At 70.9% G+C, this 24,499-nt stretch carries 18 protein-coding genes and 1 pseudogene; 7 read left to right on the top strand and 12 right to left on the bottom strand.

The window, feature by feature from the left end; translation table 11 throughout:
* Positions 1-23 precede the first annotated feature (23 nt).
* Positions 24-2,552 (top strand): LuxR C-terminal-related transcriptional regulator, encoded by a 2,529-nt coding sequence (locus CES90_RS17910; protein WP_189781204.1) that lies wholly within the window; start codon positions 24-26, stop codon positions 2,550-2,552.
* Here the strand turns inward: CES90_RS17910 and CES90_RS17905 are convergent.
* The 12 genes from CES90_RS17905 to CES90_RS17850 all read right to left on the bottom strand — a co-directional run bounded on the left by CES90_RS17905 (position 2,524) and on the right by CES90_RS17850 (position 16,706).
* Positions 2,524-3,102 carry an ATP-binding protein gene (locus tag CES90_RS17905; RefSeq protein ID WP_232791323.1) on the bottom strand — a complete coding sequence of 193 codons (579 nt, stop codon included), beginning with the start codon at positions 3,100-3,102 and terminating at the stop codon, positions 2,524-2,526. The genes CES90_RS17910 and CES90_RS17905 overlap by 29 nt on opposite strands.
* Before the next feature lie 17 nt (positions 3,103-3,119).
* Entirely contained in the window at positions 3,120-3,983 is an 864-nt protein-coding gene (locus tag CES90_RS17900) for an MEDS domain-containing protein (protein ID WP_229913623.1), read from the bottom strand.
* 271 nt (positions 3,984-4,254) lie between these two features.
* Positions 4,255-4,875, bottom strand: a complete 621-nt coding sequence (locus CES90_RS17895) for a hypothetical protein (RefSeq protein ID WP_189781202.1) — start codon at positions 4,873-4,875, stop codon at positions 4,255-4,257.
* Entirely contained in the window at positions 4,841-5,665 is an 825-nt protein-coding gene (locus CES90_RS17890; RefSeq protein ID WP_189781201.1) for an FkbM family methyltransferase, read from the bottom strand. The genes CES90_RS17895 and CES90_RS17890 overlap by 35 nt, the downstream gene beginning before the upstream one ends.
* Positions 5,662-5,910 carry a Trm112 family protein gene (locus tag CES90_RS17885; RefSeq protein ID WP_189781200.1) on the bottom strand — a complete coding sequence of 83 codons (249 nt, stop codon included), beginning with the start codon at positions 5,908-5,910 and terminating at the stop codon, positions 5,662-5,664. Before CES90_RS17885 ends, CES90_RS17890 begins: the two co-directional genes overlap by 4 nt.
* Positions 5,907-6,827 carry a hypothetical protein gene (locus tag CES90_RS17880; RefSeq protein WP_189781504.1) on the bottom strand — a complete coding sequence of 307 codons (921 nt, stop codon included), beginning with the start codon at positions 6,825-6,827 and terminating at the stop codon, positions 5,907-5,909. Before CES90_RS17880 ends, CES90_RS17885 begins: the two co-directional genes overlap by 4 nt.
* 14 nt (positions 6,828-6,841) lie before the next feature.
* Complete coding sequence (locus CES90_RS17875) at positions 6,842-7,588, bottom strand: class I SAM-dependent methyltransferase (protein WP_189781199.1); 747 nt, start codon at positions 7,586-7,588, stop codon at positions 6,842-6,844.
* Positions 7,588-9,126, bottom strand: a complete 1,539-nt coding sequence (locus tag CES90_RS17870; RefSeq protein WP_189781198.1) for a condensation protein — start codon at positions 9,124-9,126, stop codon at positions 7,588-7,590. The genes CES90_RS17875 and CES90_RS17870 overlap by 1 nt, the downstream gene beginning before the upstream one ends.
* Positions 9,123-13,526 (bottom strand): alpha-(1->3)-arabinofuranosyltransferase, encoded by a 4,404-nt coding sequence (locus CES90_RS17865; RefSeq protein ID WP_189781197.1) that lies wholly within the window; start codon positions 13,524-13,526, stop codon positions 9,123-9,125. The genes CES90_RS17870 and CES90_RS17865 overlap by 4 nt, the downstream gene beginning before the upstream one ends.
* Entirely contained in the window at positions 13,523-14,263 is a 741-nt protein-coding gene (locus CES90_RS17860; protein WP_229913649.1) for a class I SAM-dependent methyltransferase, read from the bottom strand. The genes CES90_RS17865 and CES90_RS17860 overlap by 4 nt, the downstream gene beginning before the upstream one ends.
* Before the next feature lie 101 nt (positions 14,264-14,364).
* The gene (locus CES90_RS17855) at positions 14,365-15,516 is read right to left on the bottom strand and encodes a glycosyltransferase family 4 protein (RefSeq protein WP_189781196.1); all 1,152 of its coding nucleotides are present in this window, start codon (positions 15,514-15,516) and stop codon (positions 14,365-14,367) included.
* Positions 15,517-15,728: 212 nt separating this feature from the next.
* Positions 15,729-16,706: a DUF3068 domain-containing protein gene (locus CES90_RS17850; RefSeq protein ID WP_189781195.1), complete on the bottom strand. Its 978-nt coding sequence runs from the start codon at positions 16,704-16,706 to the stop codon at positions 15,729-15,731.
* A 249-nt stretch (positions 16,707-16,955) separates the two neighbouring features.
* Here CES90_RS17850 and CES90_RS17845 point away from each other — a divergent pair, with 249 nt between their 5' ends.
* The 6 genes and pseudogenes from CES90_RS17845 to CES90_RS49635 all read left to right on the top strand — a co-directional run.
* Positions 16,956-17,108, top strand: coding sequence for a hypothetical protein (locus CES90_RS17845; protein WP_189781194.1), 153 nt, complete (start codon positions 16,956-16,958; stop codon positions 17,106-17,108).
* Positions 17,109-17,111: 3 nt separating this feature from the next.
* Positions 17,112-18,353, top strand: a complete 1,242-nt coding sequence (locus CES90_RS17840) for a PucR family transcriptional regulator (RefSeq protein WP_189781193.1) — start codon at positions 17,112-17,114, stop codon at positions 18,351-18,353.
* Positions 18,354-18,648: 295 nt separating this feature from the next.
* Positions 18,649-18,801: a hypothetical protein gene (locus CES90_RS49645; RefSeq protein ID WP_229913622.1), complete on the top strand. Its 153-nt coding sequence runs from the start codon at positions 18,649-18,651 to the stop codon at positions 18,799-18,801.
* Positions 18,798-19,010, top strand: coding sequence for a DUF397 domain-containing protein (locus tag CES90_RS49640; protein WP_308437833.1), 213 nt, complete (start codon positions 18,798-18,800; stop codon positions 19,008-19,010). Before CES90_RS49645 ends, CES90_RS49640 begins: the two co-directional genes overlap by 4 nt.
* Positions 19,011-19,545: 535 nt before the next feature.
* On the top strand, positions 19,546-24,159 hold the full coding sequence (locus tag CES90_RS17830; protein ID WP_189781192.1) for a glycosyl hydrolase family 18 protein: 4,614 nt from the start codon (positions 19,546-19,548) through the stop codon (positions 24,157-24,159).
* 98 nt (positions 24,160-24,257) lie between these two features.
* Positions 24,258-24,465 (top strand): annotated as a pseudogene (locus CES90_RS49635) (hypothetical protein); the annotation flags it as partial.
* Positions 24,466-24,499: the final 34 nt, after the last annotated feature.

Raw genomic sequence — 24,499 nt, 5'->3', positions numbered from 1 at the left:
GTACGGGAACCACAACTGAGGGCGTGACCGGGGTCGTGGGCGGAGCGGAGTCGCGGCGCACTTCCGGCTTCCCGGCGGAGCTGACGAGCTTCGTGGGGCGGCGGGACGAGGCGGCGGAAGTCAGACGGTTGCTGTCGGCGGGGAGGCTGCTGACGCTGACCGGACCCGGCGGGGTGGGCAAGACCCGGCTCGCCGCGCATGTGGCGGGGCAGATCGCGCGGGCCTTCCCGGACGGGGTGTGGCTCGTACCGCTGGCGGCTCTGCGGGACGAGGTGTTCGTGCCGCACGCCGTGAACGACGCCCTCGGCGTGCGCAACGAGACCGTACGGCCGCCGCTGGAGATCCTCGTCGAGTACCTGCGGGAGCGGCGGTTGCTCATCGTTCTCGACAACTGCGAGCATCTGCCGCGCAGTTGCGCGGTGCTCGCGGGAACCGTGCTCGCGGCGACCGAGGAGGTACGGATCCTCGCCACGAGTCGGCACCGGCTCGGGCTGGTCGGCGAGCAGCTCTTCGAGGTGCCGCCGCTGCTCGCACCCGCGGCGGAGGAGTTGAGCCCAGCGGCAGGCTCGTCGGCAGCCCTGTCGGCGGTCGACCGCTTCCCCGCGCTGCGGCTGTTCGCCGACCGGGCGGCGGCCGTGGTCCCCGGCTTCACGGTCGGTGAGGGCAACCAGCAGGCGGTGGCCCGGCTCTGCCGGCGTCTCGACGGGCTGCCGCTCGCCATCGAGCTGGCGGCGGTACGGGTCCGCGCCCTCGGTGTGGACCAGCTCGTCGAACGCCTCGACGACCGCTATCAACTCCTCACCTGCGGCAGCCCCGCCTCCGCGCCCCGCCACCGCACACTGCGCTCCGCCGTCGACTGGAGCCACGAACTGTGCACTCCCCAGGAACAGTTGGTGTGGGCAAGGCTGTCGGTCTTCGTCGGCGGCTTCGACCTGGCGGCGGCGGAGGCGGTCTGCGGCGGGGACGGAAGCGGGGAGGACGGAAGCGGGGAGGACGGAAGCGGGGAGGACGGAATCCGGGAGGACGGAAGCCGGGAGGACGGAAGCCGGGAGGACGGAAGCCGGGAGGACATGGAGTCGGCCGATGTCCTGGACGCCGTTGCCGGGCTGGTGGACAAGTCGGTGCTTGTGCGGGAGGAGTACGGGGGGCAGGTGCGGTATCGGCTGCTGGTTTCCCTGCGGGACTACGGGCTGGAGAAACTGCAGGAGTCGGGCAAGGTGACGGAGACCCGGCGGAGGCACCGGGACCATTTCGCGCGGCTGGGGGCCGAGTACGAGCAGGCCTGGTTCGGGCCCGACCAGGTGGAGATCACCGAGCGGCTGCGGATCGAGCAGGACAACTTCCGGGCCGCGCTGGACTTCTGCCTCACCACCCCCGGCGAGGCCCAGCACGGGCTGCGACTGGCCTCCAGTCTGTGGTTTCACTGGGTCGCGGGCGGCAGCTGGGGCGAGGGGCGGCACTGGATGGACGGCGCGATGCGGGCCGGGGCCCGGCCGGACGCGACGCTGACCCGGGCCATGTGGGCGGGCGCCCTGATGTCGCTGGTCCGCAGCCGCTCGGCCGCCGTCCTGGCCGGCCTCGACCCGGCGCACGCCGCGGCGGCCGCCGACGAACTTCCCGTGCCCGCCCCGCCACCCGTACCGGCCGGCACCCTCGGCCCCGGCCGCGCCCGCACCTGCACCGCCAACTTCGTCGTCCTCACCCGCGTCGAGCTGGCCTGCACACTCGTCAGCCGGGGCCGCGCGGCGGAGGCGATCCCGCTGTGCGCCGAGGCCGTCGCCCTGTGCGAGGCGCACGGCGAACAGTGGGCCCGGTCCTGGGCGTTGCGCACCCTCGCGCTGGCGCACTGGTCGGCGGGGGAGTACGACCGTGCCGCCGAGCACGCGCGGACGTGTCTGCGCCTGCCGTACACCGTGCGGCAGCGCCAGAGCCTCGCGCGCACCCTCGATCTGCTCGCCGCCGCCGAGGCCCTGGCGGGCGAGGCGGAGCGGGCCGCCGTACTGCGCGGCGCGGTCGACCGCATCTGGCACGACATCGGCGGCAACCCCACGGAGTCCCCGCACCCGGGCCGCCCCCGGCCCGCGGAACACCACGCCCGCCGCGCCCTCGGCGACCACGCCTACGAACGGGCACACCGGCGCGGCGCCGGCCTGTCCGTGGCCGAGGCCGTCGCCTACGCCCTCGGCGAGCCGCACGAGGACACCGCCCCGGCCGTACGCCACTGCCCCGGCTCGACCGGCGACGCCGAGGCATCGGCCGCGGCAGCGCACAAGGGCTCCGGCCCGCCGACCGGATGTGACGGCTCGGCCCCGATCAGGAGTCCCGACTCCGCCACCGGCCCCGGCCCCGAGCCGGTCCCGCTCACCCGGCGTGAACTCCAGGTCGCGGCCCTTGTCGCCCAGGGCCGCACCAACAAGCAGATCGCCGACGACCTCGTCATCGCCCGTCGTACCGCCGAGGGTCATGTCGAGCGCATCCTCGCCAAGCTGGGCTTCCACAACCGCAGTCAGGTGGCGGCCTGGTTCAGCACACGGTCGCGGCCGCGGCCGTAGGCATGGGGATCGGGGTGGGGACGCGTACGGAGAGCGTCGCCGTGGTGCCCTGAGGGGTGGCGTGGAGTTCGAGGCGCCCGGCCAACGACCGGACGAGGGACCGGGCGAGACGCGGCCCGTGCGCGTCGGGCCGCGCCGAAAGAAACCCGGGCCCGCTGTCCGCGACCTCACAGCGCAACTCGCCCGCCAGCACCCGCAGTTCGATGCACCCCGTCGTCCGCCTCGTCGTCCGCCTCGTGTCCGTCGTCCCCGTACCGCCGTCGTGGGTCACGGCGTGGGCGGCCAGCTCCCAAGCGGCCTGTACGAAGGCGCCGTTGGCGGTACCGTCCAGTCCGGCCCGGAGGACACCGTCCGCGATCAGGCCGCGCAGGAGCGGCAGTTCGGCCACGTCGAACTCCATCCGCAGCAGCCGTTCCCCACCCCTCGCCACGACATCCCTCGCCACGACATCCCTCGCCACGACATCCCTCGCCACGACATCCCTCGCCACGACATCCCTCGCCACGACATCCCTCGCCACGACACTCCTGGCCGCGACATTCCTCGCCACGACCGAACGCTCCTCGCTCACCGCGTCCCTTCCCCGTCGTCGTTCCCGCTCTCCTGCTCCCCCTCCATGCTGACCGCCAGCTGCGGCACCTCGTCGGCGCCCAGCTGCTCCAGAACCAGGCCGAGCAACTCCCCGCAGCGGACGGTGAGTTCGCTGCCGGTCGGCAGTGACGAGGCGAGGCTGATCAGTTGCCAGGCGCAGTGCGCTTCCATGAAGCACAGGTCCCGCAGGTCGAGGACGAGCCGGCGGGGCCCGGAGTCCTCACGCCGCTCCAGCGCATCCCGCAGGGCCTCGACGAACTCCGTCCGCGTACTCGGCTCCGCGGTGCCGGCGATCCGACCGCCGTCCGGGCTCTCGGTGACGTCCAGCGCGTCCAGACGCTCCATGACCCGCAGCGGGTGGACCTTGCCGACATCGGCGGCCATGCCGTCGCCGAACCGCTGCCGGTCGTACCAGCAGATCGCGGTGAACAGCGGGTCCGTGAACAGGGGCGCCACCGACGCCTCGTAGTCCAGCAGCCGGTCCTGGTCGAGGTTCACCCGTGGCGCCCAGCCCATGTCGGCGGTGACCCGCAGGCCCGACCAGCCCTCGCTGAAGGCGCGGTCGACCTCCGCCGCGTACGCGTCGATCGTGCGCTGCTCCTGGAACCGCCCGTCCGGGACGTACATCTCCGTGTTGCGCTTGAGCGACAGCTGCCCACTGGCCCGCGCCGTCGCGACCTGACCGCTGCCCCGGTCCAGCAGGGAGACGACTTCGTCGTCGTGGAGGTCGTCCGGGTCCATGACCAGCAGGACCTTTTCCCCGCGCGCCAGACTCGTCCGGGTGTACGCCGTGAACACCTTCCACGGCGACTCCCCGTTCCCGTCGCCACCCACCCCCATACAGGCATGATCACCCAGCTGAAGCCGCTCAACAGGCACGGTTCGCTCCGCCGGGTGCCGGGTTGTCATCGGGACGCCTCCCCTTCGAGGACTTCGAGGACTGCGAGGACTGCGAGGACTCGGACTCTGCACGGACCGTAGGCCCATATACAGCGCCATCGGGGAGATGATCGGGAATGGCCTACTTGGGCCCGGCTTTGGAGCAAAGGGTGACCAGGGCCGACCGTTCACGCCCAAAACCCCGGCCCGCACCCATAGGGGCGCGGAGCTCTCAGGCGTCGGCGCCCACCCGCTGCAACAGCCCCCACGTGAACTCGGCGACACACTCGCGCCGCACCCCCTGCCCGTCAGGCGCGACAAACGCCAGCCCCCACCGCGTGGGCGCCGTCCCCTCCAACGGCCGAGCGGGTGCGAACGCCCGCGCCACCTCGACCACCGTGCACGACCAGGGAACGAGGTCCTCCAGCGAACGCAACTCAGGGCCGGGGGCACCCGGCGCCCGAACGAGCCACTCGTTCCACACCGCCCCGTTCGGCGAGACCATCACCTCGAACCGAAGATCCGCCCACAACGGCACCGGCCACAACCACGCCTCACACTCCAGATCACCGATCTTCCGGGGCACGACCGACTCCGGCACCCCCAGAACCGACCGGTACCGTGACGCGGCCCCCCGCCCCCGAGGCGACCGCACCATCGCCTGCCACCGCCTGTTCGCCTCCCGCATCTCGGCGATCGACACGCCCAGCTCACGCCGGGCGTCCTCGACGAGCTCCGGATTGTGGTCGGCCATGCGCCGCAGCAGCACGAGCTGGAAGTCGCGCCGGGTGAACGGACGTGACGAGCCCCCCGAGGGGCTACCGGGACGCTTCGCGGGAGGCATGTGCTCCATCGTGACGTACGGCGCCGGAGGCGGACGGGGGCCTCCGCCCGTCCGGAAGGAACAGCACCGAGTTGACGTAGCGCGGCCCCGCGAACGGCAGCACCCGGCGCAGCAGCCCCCGCGAGGCGACGTACGAGGTCCGGGCCTGGTGGGCCTCCAGGGCGGCAGGGTCGAGGGGGAGCCAGGGGCGGCCGGGGAGGACCCAGCCGGCGTAGCCGAAGCCGGCGAGGAGGTCGACGACCGGGGTGATCGGCTGGATACGGGACTCGAGTTCGACGAAGAGCGCCGGGCGGTCGCGGACGAGGAGGCCGGACGCCCCGCGCAGGACGGCCAGTTCGTTGCCGTCGACGTCGATCTTGATGAAGCCGACGTCGGTCAGGCCGAGCCCGTCCAGGGTGACGCACCGGACGTCCAGCGCACGGGCATGGATGTCCCGGCGGACCAGGGACGACACGCCACGCTCGCCGTCGTCGCCCGACGGCAGCCACAGCCGGGCCGTGCCCGGCCGGTCCGACGCGGCGGCCTGGACCACGCGGACGTTGGCGGGGGCCGCCGAGGTGAGCAGCCGGGCCAGCCGGGGCACCGGCTCCACGGTCACCACACGTCCGGCTCGTCTCGACAGCCGCCGCGTCCAGGGGCCGTACCAGCCGCCGACGTCCACGGCCGTACCGCAGTCCGGCGGGCACAGTTCGTCGAGCCGGGCCAGCTCCGGTTCGAAGCGCGGGTAGACGAGCCGGGCGGCCGCGGCGACCAGCCGGTCCGGCAGGAGCGGTGCGACACGGGCGGCCAGGGTGGTCATGAGCTCATCCTCTTGAGAAGTGCCAGGAGTTCTTGATGCTCGTCCTCCGTCACCTGCTCGCCCGACGACGGCAGCAGCTGCGGAATGCCGTCGACGATCGGGTAACGGCGGTGCAGCCGGGGGTTGTAGAGCGACTCCGATGCCTCGGAGGCGTCCGGTCGCTCCTCCTCATGGACCACCAGGTGCAGCGGGCCCTTGTCCAGTGGGCACGCCAGGATCTGGAGCAACGGGTCGTCGGGGTTCATGGCGGAGTCAACTCCTTGGCCGGAACAGGGGGTTGGGGCGCGGTCGGCGTCGCCGGCGGGTCGTGCTTGGGCATGCTCAGCAGTACGGCGACCGCCAGCACCGTCCCGGACAACCGCAGCGTCAGCCGCAGCGGATCGTCCGGCAGCGACTCGCCGAACGAGAGGGTGCCGAGCACGGCCGTGAACAGACACGTCACCGTCGTGCACACCGGCACGATCAGCGAGGCCCGGCATCGCTGCAGCGCCGCCTGCGACATGACCAGGCCGAACGCGCCGGTGAAGAGCAGGAGATACGGGTACGGGGAGCGCAGCACACCGAGAACCGCGTCCCCGAGACCACCCGCCGTCAGATAGCTCGACACACCCTTGATCGCGAGCGAGCTGACGCCGTACAGCAGGCCCACCGCCACGCCGTACTCCACGCCGGTGGTCGGCAGCCGGTGCCGGTGCCGGGCCCGCCGCTCGGCGGACCGGTACAGCCACACGCCCATCGCCAGGGACGGCAGACAGATCGTCAGGACCAGGGCGTACGGCGCCGCCCGGCTGACCGTGTCGGCGCGCTCGTCCAGCGACAGCACCACCATCAGCAGCGCGACGAGGATGGCACCGAGGGCGTATCTCTCGCGGCCCGTCGTCTCCTCGCCGAGCAGCCGCGCGGAGAGGAGGACGAGGAGCACCAGGCCCGACACGAAGATGCCCTGCGCGGCCGCGATGGGCAGCGTCCGGTACACGGCGAGCTGCGCCGCGAACCCGGCGGCCAGCGACAGCGAGCCGCCGATCCACAGTGGGCTGCCGAGCACCAGCCGCAGCAGCCGCAGGGGTTCCCGGACGGTCACCTGGGGCAGCGAGCCGAGCGCCCGTTTCTCCAGGACGAATCCGGTGCTGTACAGGGCGTTCGCCAGCAGTGCCGCCGCCACTCCCCACCACATGGTCACGCCCGCTTCCGCGCGTGCAGCAGCAGGATCGACGCGGCCGAGGGGGCCGCGCAGGCCAGCCGGTCCAGCGGGCGCAGCGGACGCGGTACGCCGTGGAAGGGCGCCCCCCGCAGCCGTACGATCTCGAAGCCCGACGCGGCCACGAACTCCCGTAGCGCGCGGGCCGTGTAGAGCCGGAGATGGCCCACGACCTCCGTCCCGGGGCGGCCGTGGATGCCGCGCAGGCTCACCTCCGAGAACACCGGCTGGACGCCCGCCAGCAGCAGGGCGCGGTTGTACCAGGCGGCGAGGTTCGGCGTGGAGAGCATCAGATGGGCACCCGGCCGCAGGACGCGCCGGATCTCGTCCAGCGCCGAGTCCGGGTCCACGAGATGCTCGACCACCTCGCTGAAGAGCACCGCGTCCGCCGAGTCCGGTCCGAACGGCAGCCCGCCTTCGGTCAGTTCACCGCGGATCGCGTACGGGATGCGGGTACGGGCGCGTCTGAGGGCGTCCTGGGACCAGTCGACGCCGATGATCCGGTGGCCGGGGAGCAGGGGCCCGGCGGTGGCGGCCGCGGTGCCGTCGCCGCAGCCGATGTCGAGGACGGTACGGGGGCCGGTGGCGGACGCCGGGCCAAGGGCCTCGGCCAGCATGCGGGCCTGGGCGAGGCTGCGGGGGGTGCCGGAGGCGACGGGGACGGACGGGTCCTCGTAGAAGTCCCGAAGTCCCGCTCGGGGTACGCGCGTTGTCGTGGTCGGCATTACTGGGTGTCCTCTTCCGTCGCGTGCAGGTAGTGCTCGAAGAGGTCGCGGAGGTGGGCGCCGTCGCCGTGGCTGAGCAGGGCGCGGGACCAGCGCAGGGCCAGGTGGAGGCGGCCGGCCGTGGAGGCCGTGGTCACCGTGAGGCCGCGGGGCATGCGGGCCGGGGCCGAGAACCACACCGCGTGGGCGCGGCCGGCCTCCTCACCGAAGTCCAGCGCGTACGGGACACGGCCGATGTTGCTGAGCAGCGTCGTCGACGTCCATGGGGCCGCCGCCCTGCGCAGGCCCCGGGTGACGGCGGCGCGCCACGCCACGGGGACGATCGGTGCCGTCAACAGGGAGGCGCCGTGGCCCAGTTGGGGGCGGGGGAGGGACTTCAGGGCGCGGGTGCGTTCCGATGTGCGGCGCAGGAGGGTGGGCAGCGGGGTGTGGGCCGGGTCCAACTCCTCCGGACCGAAGGGGACTTCCACCAGGCGGGTGCCGTTGCCGATCGGCATGTCCGTGTCCCGGGGGCGGTCGTCCACCGGCATCGTGATGCGGAGGGGGCGGGGGCGGGCGCCGTGTTCGCGGTTCCAGTGGGCCAGCATCAGGGCCGTGGTGACCATGAGCTGGTCGTTCACCGTGTACGGGGCGGACTTGGGGCGGCGGGGGACGGGGAGCTCGGTGACGAGCATGCCGTTGCCGGGGGAGGGTTCGGGGGTGCCGGGGGCGACGCGGGCAGGTGGGGTCCAGTTGGAGGGGGGTTCCGTTTCGGGACGGCTTGACTCCTGAGTGTTCGTCCTGATCGGGGCTGCGGTGGGGGAGTTGTCCTTGCCGCCGTACAGCTGTGCCGCGGTGGCGAGTATGCGGAGGCAGGCCGGGCCGTCCAGTGCGGTGTGGTTGATGGTGAGGAAGAGGACTGTGCCCCGTGTTACTGGGCGCGCGGGGGTGGTGCTGGGCGGGGGTGGGTCCGCTGCTCGGCGGTTACGAGGTGCCGCTGCGCCCACCCTCCCCCAATCTCGGCTTCGCTCGATCGGGGGGACCCCCATCGCCCCAGCGGCACGATTGCCCGCAGCTACGCGGGACTGGTTGCCCGCTGCTATGCGAGCTACGCCGACCGCGTCGCTCGCCTCGCTGCCCACCGCCGGCCCCGCCCCCGCGACCACCTCCAGGCGGATCGGCGGTGACAAGGTCAGCGGCGGGGCCTCCACCAGCGCCCGCGTCCGTGCGTCCCGTAGCGCATGCGGGCCCGGGGGCGGAAAGGTCACCACCTCCACCTCGGGCTCGGCGGTCAGTTCCCACTCGTAGCGGCGGCTGTACCAGTGGAAGGGGGCCTCGCGCATGAGGATGCGGGGGTGGTGGTGGAGGGCCGCCGTGAAGGCGGTGCGGAGGCGGTCGGGGTCGAGTCGGCCGGGGAGGTGGACCTCGATGTGGACGGTCTCCGGCTCCTCCTCCTGGAGGCAGTGGCGGGACACCTCGTCGACCACCGGGAAGGGGATGCGCACGGGGTCACCCCCGTGGGCCGCGCCGTCCCGCGCGGGATGCGACACCGCCGTCATACGGGCTCACCCCTCCCCACGGCGCCGTCGTCATCGCTCTTAGGCGGCGTCACCTTGAACTTCGGCTTGGTGAACGCGATCCGCTGGGTCGGCGGATCGGGCTCCGGCTGCAGGGATCCGGGGCCCCGCGCGGAGATCGTCGGGCTCGCGACGCGCCCGGTGGTCCGCCGCCGCTGCGGCAACGGCTCCGTCGGCGCCTCCGCCCCCGGCGGCACCTCGAACTCCCACGTCGACCCCGACCGGTTCCCTACGGTCTCGGCGCCCGCCCCCACACTCACCAGCGCCGCGAACAACCCGATCAGCGCGAGGAGTTGGGCCACGGGCCCGAACGCCCCCGTGTCCGCCGCCACCGGCTCGCCCGCGCCCGTGGCGGCGGCGACACCGGCACCCGCGAGGCCGAGGAAGGCGATCGGTACGAGCAGGGTGTGCCGTTTCCAGGCGAGGAGGGCCAGGAGCGGGACCAGCAGGGCGAAGAAGCCCGCGATCACGATGCCCACGAGGGTGAGCGCGACCGTGCCCAGCCACAGACCGGGGCCCGGCGGCACGGTCTGCGGCGCGTCCGGGTTGGGCTCCCGGCGCCGCCACAGCGCCAGACCGACCAGGGCCGCGAGGCCCACGCCCGCGCCGATCAGCCCGGCCTCGTAGGTGACGGACGGCTCGTACGACAGCTTGACCGCGCCGCCCGCGCCGCCGGGGATCCGCCAGCCCTGCTGCCAGCCGTCGAGCCGTACGGGGGTGAGTTCGCGGCCGCCCAGCGTGGCCTTCCAGCCGTCGTTGAAGTTCTCGTACGTCGTGAGGTACGAGGCCGCGCCGTCGCCGACGGTCACCTCGCGGCGGTCGCCGAGCCAGTCCCGTATCCGCAGCTCGCGACCGGTGGCCGTGGGCTCGGGGACCGTGCCGCGTGTGAGGGTCACGGCGGTGACGGCGAGGGCGCCGGAGTCCTCGGACTCGAAGCTGTGCCGCTCGGCCGCCCCGAGATCCAACTGCCCGAGTGACCGGTCATTCCGGCAGAGCGTCAGATCGATGGGCCGCCGCTCCACCAGGTCCCGTACCGTCCCCTGCGCGCTCGTCTCGTACCGCTTCCCGTCCACCTCGACCACCGGGCCCTCGCCGCACGGGAGGTCGAACTCCCGGGTCGGCGCCGGTTGCGGGGTGCGGTACTGGTCGAGCGCCGGGATGTACGCCTCCGTGAGGCCGACCGGCAGTCGCAGGTCGTCGTCGGCGACCGGGTTGTGGACGGTCAGCGGGGCGGTCTCGGTGATGGTGATGTCGAGGCGGTCGGTGGTGATCGGCTCGAAGCGGACCCAGCCGTTCTCGTCGACCCCGGCGATGACGGCACCGTCCGGCGAGCTGATCTCGACCTGGGTCGCACGGGTGGACAGTCCGCCCGCCGGGGCGAGGACGAGCGAGCTGATCGGCCACTTGTCGTTCCAGCTGAGGTGGATCGTCGGCTTGTCGCCCGCGATCCAGGCCGTGGTCAGGTCGCCGTCGGTGAGGTTGCGCGGGGACAGCCCGGCGCCCAGCGAGGCCGTGGAGTCGGCGGTCGCCGTCATCCGGGTCTGCTGATCCGGCGCGACCTCGTACAGCAGCCTGTCGAGCTCCTCGCCCGGCACGGGTACGGCGGTCGCCTTCACCTCGTACGTCCCCGCCGTGGCGGTGGCGAAGGTGCGGTGCAGCCCGGGTTCCGTGCCCGTGGGGGAGAGCCCGGTGGGGTCGGCGGCCCGGTGCAGGGAGATCGTCTCCGCGGAGGCGGCGGAGGCGGCGGAGGCGGCCGAGGTGTCGGGTTCTTGGGCGTCGACCGGCAGCCGCAGCATCCGGGTCACCCGGACGCCGGGGATGTCGATCTCGGAGAAGCCCGCCCCGACGAGCCCGGTGTGCCGCTTGTCCGAGTCGAGGATGGTGATCTTCATCCAACCGGTCTCGCCGGCAGGGGCGTTGGTCGTCTGGGTCGAGCCGTCGGCCCGCAGATTCGTGGAGCGCGACCCCCGTTCGGTCTCGACCTTGATCCGCGTGGGCGCCGACCGCACGCCATCGGGCGGCAACGGCGTCACCTCGAACGTCGACGGGACGTCCTGGCTGCCGTCGAAGCCGATCCGCAGCCACTGCCCGTTCGCCGACCCGGCCGTACCCTCCGCCCAAGCCGTGCTCCGGTCCCCGTCGAAGGCGTTGACCGGGTCGTACTGCGGAAGATGGAACAGCCAGTTGCCGCTGGTCGAGGCGGTTACCGACTCCGCACCCCGCAACTCGGCCACCGTCTGATGGCCGAGCCCCGTCACCGGCAGGATCTGTTTCGGCTTCTCACCCGGGTCCTGCGCACTTCCGCTCGGATTCCGCTCGTCCGCCGTGTAGGTGTACGACGTGTTGGCGTTGACCAGCCCGAACCGGGTGTCCGCGAGGCGCAGCCCGTCGCCGACGATCTGCACCGCCGGGGTGCCGAGCCCGGGATGGTTGTCGCCGGTCAGCACGGTGGCCCGGTCGCGCAGCGACGGATCGGCGGCGAGCGGCAACAGCGACTCGGGGCCACCGGAGACGACCGCGGTGTCGGCGATCGCCTTCAGCCCGGCCTGCCCGGGCCGCGGCACGTCCTCGGCCGGCCGGTAGATCTCGACGGCCCGCTGTCGCGGGTACAGCCCCTCGACCTGGAGCGGGGTGTCCTCGGCGATCCGTCCGCCGGTCATCAGCGGCCCCAGCCCCTTGACCCGCTCGTACCCGGACTGCTCCAGGGCCCGTTTCACGGTCGTGGTCGGCACCTGGCCGACCTGGTCGGGGTCCAGATCATTGCGTACGACGACGTAGTACAGGCCGGCCCGGCTCAAGTAGTCGGCGAGCCCCGGGACTTCGCCGCCCGTCAGCAACGCCTGCTCGACGGCGTCCATCGCACGCCGGTTGCCCGGGGTGCCGAAGGGCACGTAGTCACGCTGGGCCCAGCGCGACTCGGCGAGCACGTCGAGCGGCTGGTCGATGGAGGAGCCCCAGGTGTAGATGCCGTGCGCGGTGGCGGGCACGACCAGCGCCCGCGAATCCGGGGAGTACTTCTCCAGCCAGTCGGCGGTGGCCTGCCAGTACTTGGGCAGCTCCTGGAACGAACCGGGTTGCAGCACCGACCCGTTGAGGTACGGCCACAGCAGCCCGGGCAGGACGAGTACGGCCGCGATCAGCGGAGCGAACCGCCGCCCCCGCACCCGTCGGGCCCCGCGCGCCTGGGCGGCCACGCCCACCAGATGGGCCAGCCCGAGGACGAGCGCGAGCGCCGCCCCCGTCTGGAACTTGTAGATGTTCCGGAAGGGCGCGAGCGCCCCGTTCAGCCAGTCCTGGACCACCCCGTGGAAGGGCGCCCCGAACGAACCCCCGTACCCGGCAAGTGTGATGAGCGCTGCCACCAGCACGGTCAGCACCAGCCACCGCCGCTCCGGCATGTCCCGCCGGGCGAGCCCCGCCAGCCCCAGCCCCGCCGCGAGCGCCGAGCACACGATCACGATCCCGGAGGCGGCGACGGACCACCCGGCCGGCAGCCAGGCCTCACCGAAGTGCAGATACCCCACCCAGTTACCGGCGCCGCGCAACGCCTCGGTGGCCGACATCGTGGCCGTGGTCGTCTGCGAAGTCTCCACGTAGGGAAGGAAGTTCTCGCCGTGAATGCCGAGCAACAACAGCGGAACGACCCACCACGCGGTCGCCAGGATCACCCCCGGCACCCACCAGAGGATCAGCCTCCGCTGCCGGACCCCGCGCGGCCGGCTGAGCAGATACAACCCGACGGGCAACAGCGACGCCAGGGTCGAGGCCGCGTTGACCCCACCCATGAACGGAATGACGACCGCCGACCGCAGCGCGGCCACCCGCGCGCTGTACCGCTCATTGGTCAGCGGCAACAGCACCCACGGCAGAAAGGCCCCCGGCAGCGCGGCCGCCGAGGTGGACCCGACGACGGTGGTGAAGACGGGCCACAACGCGTACGCGGCAGCGGCGAGCAGCCTCGACGAACGGCTCCCCACCCCCAGCCGCTCGGCCAGCCGCAGCGCACCCCAGAAGGCCACGGACACGATGAGCGACATCCACAACCGCTCCGCGAGCCACACCGGCAGCCCGACCAGATCGGTCAGCCCGTAGTACGGCAGCATCGGCCACAGATAGCCGACGTACTGATCCTGGATCCCGCCGAACCCACCCCGGTCATGCCACAACTGACCGAGATCGGCCACGAACTGCCAGGGATCGGTGGTCACCCCCAGCTTGGTGTCGAAGGTCTGCCGCCCCGGCTGCACCGCGACCAGCAACACGAACACCACGGCCCAGAACCCCAGCAGCCAGCGCCGCGACCGAGGACCCTCGGGAGGTCCTTCGGTCGTGCCCGTCGGCCGTACCGGCGCGGGGGGTGGGGCCTGGACCGTGCTCGTCATGGTGGACACCGCCGAAGAATGAGAAGGAGGTTCCAGGTGGCGAACTCACGCAGCCCCGGCGCCTTCACGACGGTCTCCGCGAGAAACGGCCAGTAGCGGGAGCGCGCCGACACGACCGTCACGTCGTCCCGGCCGCGCACCTGCCGCAGAGTGCGTCCGATGTGCACGGCGAAGAGGTTCTCGCCGAGCGTGTGCTTGGCGTCCTTCCCGGTACGCCGCCGATAACGGGCCCGAGCCCGCTCCGCCCCCAGGTAATGCCAGGGCGCCCACTCATGCCCGCCCCAGGGGGACAGCCAGTTCGTGAACGAGACGTAGATCAGCCCACCGGGCCGGGTGACGCGGATGAGTTCACTGAGGAAGGTGGGCGGATCGGCGACGTGCTCCAGCACATTGGAGGAGAAGGTGACGTGAGCGACGCCATCGGCGAGGGGCAACAGATATCCGTCGGCGACCACGGACCCGTCGGGCGGCTTGCCTCCGAGCTCCCGCAGATCGGGTTCGAAGAGATAAGCGCGGGCTCCCCGCCGCCGAAACTCCTCGGTGAAGTACCCGGCACCCCCGCCGACGTCAACGATGGTCCCGCCATCGACCCGACCGCCGTACGCCTCAACCTGATCGACGGCATCGCGAGCGAGAAGGGAGTAGCAGTACTCGGGATCGTCCTGCTCACGTAAGAAGGCCCGGAAGAGAGTGATGGAGCGGCGCAGAGAGGGGTCCTTGAAACCGCCGCTCCTCAGGGTGCGCGGGGCTGTGACATTTGCGGCTCCGCCGCGTGGGCGCGACAAGCCACGGCGAACCCGCAGTCGCCGTCCATCAGCCGAGGCACCCCCTTTGGCGCTCACGACCCCCAACCCCGCACAGCCTCTTCAGCGACCGTCCGAAACTGGCGAACCGTATGCCCCCACCGGTAATGCGCGGCCCGCTCCCGCGCCGCCTTCCCCATCAGCACACGCCTGTCCGTGGACAACGCAAGCGCGCACCAGGCCGCAGCGAACGACGACTCCCCCCGAACCAGCACCCCGGTCTCCCCGTCAACCACGGAATCCCGTAACCCGGGCACATCAAAGGCAACGGACGGCGTCTCCCGCACAGCCGCCTCGGTCACGACCAGCCCCCACCCCTCGACCGCCGAAGGGTGCAGCAGCAACCAAGCCGCGCACAGCAGCCGATGCTTCTCGGCCTCGGAAACATGCCCGGCGAACTCGACACCCGGCCCGGCCATCGCCTCCAGCCGCCCACGCTCGGGCCCGTCACCCACGATCACCAACCGCCCACCCGTGACCGGCCGCACCCGTTCCCACAACCGCAGCAACAGATCGATCCGCTTGTACTCGACCAGCCGCCCCACCGCCACGAACAACGGCTCGGGCGACCGCTCGGCACGAGGCCCCGGCTCCTCGACCCCGTTGTGCACGACCCGTATCCGCTCCCGCTCCACGCCGATCGAGCGAAGCGCCGTGGCGGTGGAGGAGGAGACCGCGACCACGAGGTTGCGACGCTGCGCCCCTGTCAGCGCCCAGTGTTCGAGTCTTCGCCCGAGCCGCGCGGCCGGCGCCAGCGGACCACCGAACCGCAACTGCCAAAGATCCGTATGCACATGGTTGACCAGGCACAACGTGGGCCCGCGATGCCACAACGGCGCCAGATACGGCATGCCGTTGCACACCTCGACCAGCAGATCGCAGTCACCGACCTGCCGGGCGAACGCGGTCCTGGCCCGCAGATGATGGCTCAGGTCACCGCCCGCCGACACGACCCGGTAGTCACGGTAGGCCGCGGGCCCGCCGCACAGCAGCGTGACCTGGTGACCGAGCCGGGTCAGACCCGTGGCGAGCCGGTCGACGAGGAGCTCGGAGCCCCCCGCCGCCGGATTACCGAGGTCACGGCGGGCGAGGAAGACGATTCGGCGCGGCGGTGGGGCGCCTGCCGGAAGGTGCCGGACGCCACGCGGAAACGCGTCGACCAGCGAGAACGGCACGTGCTGGGGCATGGGTGCTCCAACTCGTCTCGGGGTGCGGAACTCAGCGGGGACAAGAAGGTCGCTGTGAGGGATGTTCCGATCGTGTGTGGGGGGAGGGTTGGCTTCTGGGACCGAGGTGTGGGTGGGCTGTGCTCGGGTGGGGTGGACAGTTTTCGCCGCGTGGTTCGATGCTGCTACTCACCGGCGTGACAATTTCCGGGGTTTGTTGAGCTGACGCCCTGTCACATCGTGATCGGTTCCTGGGATGACTCGGGCGTATCGGGTCGCCGCCTCCCGCGCGCGACCAGAACGACACCCGCCACGGCGAGGACGAAACCGGCCACAGCGGTACCGATCGGCACCGTCCGCCCCACCAGCCGCAGCAGTCCGCTGTCCTTCTCCGCCTGCTCGACCGCGAACTTCTGCGTCGCCGGCGTGAACGCCAGCTTCTCCGCGTCGAGCAGCACCGCCGCGTCCTCCTCCGCCCCCGGCGCGCGGAGGGTGCGGCGCGGCCCGGTCTGCGCGTAGATCACGCGTCCCGTGCTCTGGTCGACGACGAGTTCGACACCGTGGTTGGCGTACCACTCCTCGGCGAGCACCTGCGGCCGGTTCGGCTCGTCGACGAGGGCGCCGGGGACGAGCCGGGTGCCGGTCCTGGTCGCCGGGACCTTCGCCGTGAAGCGCATCCCCTCGTAGCCGCGGATCTTCTTGCGGCCCTCGTAGTGGAGCGTCACCGTGGCGCCGAGCGTGTTGTCCCACCAGCGGTAGGAGCGCTTCTGCACGTCGAAGGGGAACTTCAGATAGGCCTCGCCCTCGATGTACGGCCTCTCGTCGCAGCAGTGCACCGGCCGGTTGGTCTTGCGGTCGCTGACCCAGCGGTGCGGGGTGAAGTCCAGCGCGTCGTGCGGGTCGGCCGCCGGGAGCGTCTTGTCGGTGTCGACCGTGGTCGTCACGTCCCAGACGGCGGCCCCGCCGCGCTTGCTGTCGGCGACGTCACCGCGTACCCGCTGGGTCACGGTGATCTTCTGGTCCGGCACGGTCTTCACCTGCTCCACGTCGAAGACGCTGCCCGTGCCGGTGTAGACGGCGGTGGTGTCGATGTCGATCGGGTTCACCGCCGCCCGCGGCTGCACATACCACGCGAGCAGCGGCGCGAGCACGAGCAGAAAGGTCCCGAGACCCAGCAGAATCAAGGAGAAAGGTGAGGCTGTACGGCGCATCCGGGCACTCCAGGGGCGTTGGGAGGTGCGACTCGGGTAGGCGTGCGGAGGGTCGATCCCTCCACAGAGCTGTGGGGATCGTGCGCGTGCGACAAGGGGGCCGGACAGCACCGGCCGTACGGCACCCCGCTGGGCCGGGAACCGTAGGCGGACTCTTGACGCAGTGTCAATGCATTGCTGACACTGGGCCGGACGAGGTGCGGGGTGCCCTGGGTGGGACGACCTTTCGACAGAGAGGCTGACCCTGCGATGTCCAGACTCCTCGCCGCCGTCCTCACCATGGTGGCCGCCGCCGCGCTCGCCGTGGGAGCCGCGCTCGGCATCGTCGCGCTGCTCGAGGCGACCCCGGAACAGCCCAACACCCCACTCATCACGTACGAGAACACCGGCCAGGAGCGCTGAGACGTGACCGGCCGCCCGGGAACCGTCACCGTACGCTCCGCCTGGCACGACGTGCCGCGTCTGCAGGTGCGGCAGTTCGCCACGATCGCCATGGCCGAGGCCCCCGCCCTGGCCGACGAGATCCTGCGCGAGATCCGCCGCGAGTACCCGCATCTGCCCGTCGTCCTCGACGACTCCGGCGAGCCGATGGCCCTCATCGGCATCCGCCGCGCGATCGAGGTCTTCGTCCAGCACCTGGAGACCGCCCAGGGCCGACCGCGCGTTCCCCCGGGCGTCTTCCAGGAGTTCGGCCGCGGTGAGGGCCTGCACGGCCGCAGCCTGGACTCCCTCCAGGCGATCTACCGTCTCGGCGTACGGCTCGCCTGGCGCCGTTTCGCGGAGATCGGCCAGCGCGTGGAGATCCCGCCGCCCGCGATGTACGAGCTCGTCGACGCCGGATACGAGTACCTGGACGGCCTGGTGGACCAGTCCGTGCGCGGCTATGCCGAGGCGGCGGCCCGGCAGGCCGGCGAACGCCTGCGACTGCAACGCCGCCTCATGGAACTCCTCCTCGCCGAGCACCACCGGGGCGACCCCGCCGACGCGCTCACCGAACGGGCCGCCCGCATCGGCTGGCCGCTCCCGGAGAAGGTCGCGGTCGGGGTCCTGTTACGCCCCGCCCGCGAGGCCATGGCCCCGGCCGTCAGCCAGGGCGTCCTGCTCGACATGGAGTACGAGCAGCCCCGCATGGTCGTCCCCGAACCGGCCGCCGCCGGCCGCCCCGAACTCCTCCACCGCGCCCTCACCGGCTGGTCCGGCGCGATCGGCCCGCCGGTGCCGCTGGCCGAGGCGGCGAAGTCGCTGCGCTGGGCCGAGGCCGCGGTCCGTCTCATGGAGCGCCGCCTGCTGCCCGGCGGCGAGGTCCTGCACTGCACGGAACACACCGAGGCCCTGGTCCTCCTCCAACCGGAGGAACTCATCGACGACCTGGCCTTACGCTGTCTGGCGCCGTTGGCCCACTGCGGCCCCACCCACGGCCGCCGCCTCGCCGAGACCCTCCTGGCCTGGCTGGAGACCCGCGGCGGCGCCCCCGAGGTCGCCACCCGACTCGGTGTACACCCGCAAACCGTCCGCTACCGCCTCCGCCAGATCCGCGAACTCTGGGGCGACGAGATAGACGACCCGGACCGCCGCTTCGAACTGGAACTGGTGCTCAGGGCCCAGCGGTTGCGGGGGGAGCTGGGGGATCCGCGGGGCAGACGATGACGGACGATGTCCATCCAACGGTCCATGGCCGTACGCCGAGCGGCGCCGTTCGCCCTTCGACCTGAGGGCGGTCGTCAGGACGGTCGTCACCGAGGAAGGGACAGAGGTACGGGACTGGCAGGTGGACCGGGCTTCCGTGCGGCCTTCCCTTCCGCCTTCCGCACCTTCGGTGGGCGGCGGGGTTGTTCGTCCCTCAGCTCGAACCACACGCCCTTCCCCGACGCGCCCAGCGACTCCGTCCCCCCGCGGCCGTCCGTGACCGTGTCGACGATCCACATGCCCCGGCCTGTTGGACATGGTGCAGATCGACACAGGTCACGGGAGTGCGTTCTTCTCTGCCGAACCGCTACTCAAGCAGCGCAGGAAGCGCTACGACCTGGTGGCCAGCTCCGCCCTGCCGCCGGCAGAGTCCCGGGACTTCATCGTCGAACTACTTCAGGAACTGTGAAAGGCGCCCCCGTGTCCAGCCCTCACGCATGGCAGAAGTCGACCTTCTCAGGCGGTGACCAAAGCGAAGCCTGTGTTGAACTCGCCCTCGCCACTGCCGCCATGCGCATAGGCGAAAGCGACCACCCCACCACCCACCTCACCACCACCCCGGCCCCCCTCCAAGCCCTTCTCGCCACCCTCAAAGCAGGCCCCCTGGGCCGTCGTTGACCCGCGGCCCCCTCGTCGGCGTTCGACCGGACGTACGACGGCCAGGGCTGAGTCGTCGGCGAGTAGGCGGTGTGCCCGACGGGTGGCCTGCTCACGCTTGCGCGGCCAGGACGCCGGCCGACGGAGGGTATGTACCGCGTCGTCGAGCGCGCGGGGCTTCGTAGGTGGTCCGTACCCGCCACAGCGGCCGACTGCCGGTCGCCAGCAGCTCCGGGTCAGGAGTCGTACGCCCAGGGGCCGACCCGTTAACTACAAAACTGCTCACGGCCTGATCAAACAACCGCGTGTTGCAACGACCCCTTGAATCCGCCAAGTTGACGGGACCTCATGAACGATCGAGGCTATAGTTGAGAAGTCAACTAGTTTCCAACGATTCGGTTGTTCCCGATCTGTTGGATGTGAGAAACGGGGGGAGCTCTTGTTCCGCCGCTTAATCTCCGTAGCGGTGATGATGGCCGGACTGGCAGCGTCACTTGTCGTTCCGGCCTCCGCCACCGATTTCCCTCCGGCCACCACGCACTTGATCTCCTGGAACATGCAGGGGTCCAATAACAAGGCGAAGACCGGCAGCAAGTGGACCAACACGGTCGTGACGCTGACGCAGCAGTCGCCGATCCTGATGCTTCAGGAGGTCGGCCCGGAGCCACCTCCGAACAGCGTCGCACAGCCTTCCCAGACCTTCACGACGACCGACCAAGCGGGCGTCCAGCATCAGTACACCGTGCTGCACCACAGGTGGAACGTCAACAGCGGTACCCGCGCCCCCTACCCGACCCGTGAGGTCTACTACCTGCATACCGAGGACGACTCGGACAACCCGCGTCGGATCGGCGGCCGGGTCAACATCGCGCTCGTCCTGCGCGACACGCCCGACGAACTGATCGTCGTCGGCAACCCGATCGACGCCGGCCGGAACGCGCTCGGGGCGCGGTTCGGCAACGAGTGGTACTTCACCTTCCACGGTCTGTCCGGCAGTGGCGGTGACTCCGGGCCGATGATGAGGGCCATTCACGACCAGATCAGGGCCCTCGCGACCCAGCGTGGCGCGACCTACAACGCGACGGTCGGTGGCGACTTCAACGTCGACCCGGACGAACTCGTCCAGCGGGGGAGCTTCCCGTCGCAGGACATGCGGATCCACAGCTCGGGTCTGGCGACCCACGTCCATGGAAGTGAGCTGGACTACTTCGTCACCACCCACCAGACCTTCAATCTGCCTGTCACGGTCACCGGCGAGGGCACCTCCGACCACTGGCCGGTCCGGTCCAACCAGCTCAGAGCGGCCGGGCCCACTCCGTCGCCCGCCGCCAGCCCGGACATCGAAGAGCTCCGGGTGATGGCTGCCGGTGACGAGATCACGGCCGGTGTGAACAGCACCGACGAGACCGGCTTCCGGGGCTACCTGGACACCATCGTGAAGGGTCTGGACACCCTTGCGGTGCTCGGTGTCGGAACAGCGGCCACTCTCATCTTCAAGCGCACGGACTTCGTCGGTGAGCTGAAGAACGGCAAGCGCGGCGACCCCGACCACATGGGGTTCGAGGGCAAGGGCATCGACGACATCAAGGCCCAGACGATCCCCGCGTTGCAGACGCTGCGGCCGAACATGATGACCCTGGTCGCGGGCACGGCCGACCTGACCGGCGGTGCCGACGGTGCGGCGACGGCCGAGAAGATGCGGGGCTTCGTGGACGCGATCCACCGGACCTCGCCGACGACCACGGTCCTGCTCGGGACCCTGCCGCCGTCGACGAACCCGACGTACCAGGCCCGAATCGACGCCTACAACAAAGCGCTCCGCACGATGGCCTACGCCAAGATCCAGGCCGGCGCACGGCTGGTGCTGGTCGACCTGGGCGCGGTGACCACGGAGGACATCACCAACGAGATCTACCCGACCGAAGCCGGCTACAAGAAGATCGCGGAAGCCTTCGGCGCAGGCACCCGGATCGCGGTCCTGCAGGGCCTGATCAGCAACCGCTCGTACGTCTGGAAGCCGATCGGCAAGATCCGGGACGCCGCCGCGACCGGCTCGAAGATCGCCTTCCCCGACCTGAACGGCGACGGCAAGGCCGACTACGCGGTGGTCGGTACGGACGGCAAGGTCACCGGCTGGCGCAACGACGACCCGACCAAGGAAGCGGTCTCGCTGGGCGACATCAGCCCGGCCGACCGGGGGAACAAGCCGGCGCTGGTCTACTTCGCCGACCTGGACGGTGACGGCAAGGACGACTACATCCGGATCCTGCCGGCGGCCGACTCGCCGACCGGTATCGCCGCGATGCGGATGTCGCGCAACACCAGCAGCGGCGGCACCATCAGCTGGGGCAGCGCGACGATCGTCGCGAACAACCTCGGCTACGAGCCGGAGCTGTACTTCACCGACCTCGACGGTGACGGCCGTGACGACCTGATCACGCTGGACCGGATGAGCTTCCCGACCGCCTGGCAGAACAAGGGCAAGGGAATGCCGACCGAGGGCGGCTGGACCAAGATCTCGGGCTTCGCCACTCCGGGTGAGGCGCGTGGCGCGCAGGTCGCCTTCGCCGACATCACCGGTGACGGCAAGGCCGACACGGTCCGGGTCGAGTTCACCACCGGTGAGGTCCGGGCCTGGCAGAACACCGGCTCTCCGTGGAGCGTCACCGCCGGCTGGAAGTCGCTGGGCGTGATCCGCAACGACGACCCGTTCCAGGGCACCTTCGGGACCTTCGCCGATCTGAACGGCGACGGGATCCAGGACTTCGCCGTGACCCGCTCCGGTACGACCACGACGGCGAAGACCACTGCCAGGACGGCCGTCAGGGCGGCGGCCGTGGCGAGTGATGCCGGTGACATCGAGGGCTGGCTGGTGCCGAGCTACGGCGACGGCAGCCGCACCGACGGCGGCGCCGGTGATCTCGGTATCAACGGTGGTGTCGGTGACCCGATGGAGTCGCACCCCGGTGGCGACGACGGCGGTACGCGGCCTGCCGCGTCCGGCGACTGCCGGCCGGAGGGCCTGGCGACCACGCCGGGCGTCGCGACGCCGTATTGCAAGGTCTACCAGAGTGACGGCCGGGAATGGCTCGGCGAGGGCCGGGGCCGCCGGGTCGTGGGCTACTTCAACGGCGGCCGCACGGGCGCCGACGGCACGCCGCACTACCTGGTGAAGAACATCCCGTGGTCGAAGGTGACCCACCTCAACTACGCGTTCGCGTCGGTGGAGAACAACAAGATCAAGGTCGACTCGAACGCCACCCAGAAGGAGTGGCCCGGCGAGGTCGGCGCCGAGATGGATCCCTCACTGCCCTACAAGGGGCACTTCAACCTGCTGACGAAGTACAAGCGCCTGCACCCGCGGGTGAAGACGCTGATCTCGGTCGGTGGCTGGGCCGGTTCCGGTGGCTTCTACGCGATGACCACCAACGCCGACGGCTCGGTCAACCAGGGCGGGATCGACACGTTCGCGAGCTCGGTCGTGGACTTCCTGCGGACCTACGGGTTCGACGGTGTCGACATCGACTTCGAGTACCCCACGGTCCTCGAGGACACCGGCAACCCGGCCGATTGGGCGGTGTCGAACCCGCGTCGCAAGGGTCTGCCCACGACGTACGCCGCGTTGATGAAGACGCTGCGGGACTCGCTGAACCGGGCTTCGGTCGCGGACAACAAGTACTACCTGCTCACCTCGGCGTCGTCGGCCTCCGGCTACCTGGCCCGCGGGATGGCGAACCAGACGGCGCTGAAGTACCAGGACTTCACCAACCTGATGGCCTACGACTACCACGGCACCTGGAACGACGTCGTGGGTCCGAACGCGGCACTGTTCGACGACGGCAAGGACCCGGAACTGGCCGACCAGTACGCCACCCCGGAGTACGGGAAGATCGGGTACTTCAACACCGACTGGGCGATGAAGTACATGCGCGGCTCGATGCAGGCCGGGCGAGTCAACATCGGTGTCCCCTACTACACGCGCGGCTGGCAGAACGTCACCGGCGGTACGAACGGTCTGTGGGGCAAGTCGCAGAAGCCGAACGGCTGCGAGCCGGGTACCGGCATCAAGAGGCCGTGCGGTGACGGTGCCTTCGGCATCGACAACATCTGGCACGACGAGACCAACAACGGCAGCGAGCTCGGCTCCGGGACGAACCCGCTGTGGCACACCAAGAACCTGGAGAAGAACATCACGCCGGTCTACGCCCCCAGCGTCGGGCTGACGCCGCAGACCGACGTCACCGACCGGCGCACGGGCCAGTACATCCGGTACTGGGACGACACCACGAAGACGTCGTGGCTGTGGAACGCCGAGAAGAAGGTGTTCCTGTCGACCGAGGACGAGCAGGGCATCGACGCGGTCACCGACCTGGTCAAGTCGACCGGCGCGGGCGGCGTGATGATGTGGGAGCTCGGCGGCGACTACTCCTGCCCGACGGACGTCCAGCCGGACACCCCGTGCGGGATGGGGTACACGCTGACCACCCGGCTGAACGAGAAGCTGGGCAACATCGGCGCCTACAACAACAGTCTGCGCGCCGGCACCGGTGGTGCCGGGCCGACGGTGACCGCCAAGGTGAGCGTCGAGATGGTCAACTACCCGACCTCCACGGCGAACCTGTGGCCGCTGCAGCCGACCGTCCGGATCACCAACAACACCGGGCGCACGCTCGGCGGTGGCAAGGACACGAAGCTGTCGTTCGACATCCCGGCCTCGACGTCACCGCTGGTCAAGGACGGCAACTGGCAGACCGGCGCCCAAGGCGGCCAGTGGCAGGTGACGGCCGGTTCGACGTTCCACCGGGTCAGCACGACGCTGGACTACTGCCAGATCATCCCGGCCGGCAAGTCCCTCGACCTGCCGATCATCTATTTCCTCCCGATCACCGGCCCGGTGAACACGAGTCTGTCGATCGGCGGTACGGCGTACGCCCCGGTGACCGACAACCTCAAGGGACTCGGTACGGCGACCCCGCCGGCCGGTGGCTGCAGTGCCGCCAACTGGGACGCGACCAAGATCTACTCCCCGGCGAGCCAGCCGATCGAGCAGACCACGGTCAAGTACAACGGCAAGGTCTGGAAGGCCAAGTGGGAGACGAAGGGCAGTGCCCCGGGCACCGGGGCCGACGCCGACCACGAGCCCTGGAAGCTGATCGGCAGCGCCGGTTGACCGTTCTCAGCCACCCAGCCTGACACTCCACGTCTTGATCAAATAACCGGAGAGTGCTTCTGACCTGCAACGATGGGACTTGTCTAGGGTCCTGTTGACTGCACGGAAAGAAGCACTCTCCAGGTGGGGTGGTCTTGCAGGCCGGGGCGGTGCTGTTGGTCGAGACGGTCCGCAAGGTGGGCCTGGACACCGCGATATCGGCGGCGCCGGGCGCCGTGGCGCAAGCCGCGGACGGTGTACGACCCGGGCAAGGTCCTGCTGGAGATCGTTTCCCTCGCGCTCGACCTCAGAAGCTCCGCCTGCGCCTGTTCTCCGCCGCCGCCCAGCTCGTGAACACCGG

It is taken from the genome of Streptomyces capitiformicae (genome assembly GCF_002214185.1).
Lineage (GTDB): Bacteria > Actinomycetota > Actinomycetes > Streptomycetales > Streptomycetaceae > Streptomyces > Streptomyces capitiformicae.
This window is presented reverse-complemented; position numbering and strand designations above follow the sequence as displayed.

What these genes read in the sequence shown, in the direction of transcription:
- CES90_RS17900 (WP_229913623.1), bottom strand. Translation starts at nt 3,983, where the DNA reads ATGGGGGTGGGTGGCGACGGGAACGGGGAGTCGCCGTGGAAGGTGTTC.
- CES90_RS17895 (WP_189781202.1), bottom strand. Translation starts at nt 4,875, where the DNA reads ATGGAGCACATGCCTCCCGCGAAGCGTCCCGGTAGCCCCTCGGGGGGC.
- CES90_RS17890 (WP_189781201.1), bottom strand. Translation starts at nt 5,665, where the DNA reads ATGACCACCCTGGCCGCCCGTGTCGCACCGCTCCTGCCGGACCGGCTG.
- CES90_RS17885 (WP_189781200.1), bottom strand. Translation starts at nt 5,910, where the DNA reads ATGAACCCCGACGACCCGTTGCTCCAGATCCTGGCGTGCCCACTGGAC.
- CES90_RS17875 (WP_189781199.1), bottom strand. Translation starts at nt 7,588, where the DNA reads ATGCCGACCACGACAACGCGCGTACCCCGAGCGGGACTTCGGGACTTC.
- CES90_RS17870 (WP_189781198.1), bottom strand. Translation starts at nt 9,126, where the DNA reads ATGACGGCGGTGTCGCATCCCGCGCGGGACGGCGCGGCCCACGGGGGT.
- CES90_RS17865 (WP_189781197.1), bottom strand. Translation starts at nt 13,526, where the DNA reads ATGACGAGCACGGTCCAGGCCCCACCCCCCGCGCCGGTACGGCCGACG.
- CES90_RS17855 (WP_189781196.1), bottom strand. Translation starts at nt 15,516, where the DNA reads ATGCCCCAGCACGTGCCGTTCTCGCTGGTCGACGCGTTTCCGCGTGGC.
- CES90_RS17850 (WP_189781195.1), bottom strand. Translation starts at nt 16,706, where the DNA reads ATGCGCCGTACAGCCTCACCTTTCTCCTTGATTCTGCTGGGTCTCGGG.
- CES90_RS17845 (WP_189781194.1), top strand. Translation starts at nt 16,956, where the DNA reads ATGTCCAGACTCCTCGCCGCCGTCCTCACCATGGTGGCCGCCGCCGCG.
- CES90_RS49645 (WP_229913622.1), top strand. Translation starts at nt 18,649, where the DNA reads ATGGTGCAGATCGACACAGGTCACGGGAGTGCGTTCTTCTCTGCCGAA.
- CES90_RS17830 (WP_189781192.1), top strand. Translation starts at nt 19,546, where the DNA reads ATGCAGGGGTCCAATAACAAGGCGAAGACCGGCAGCAAGTGGACCAAC.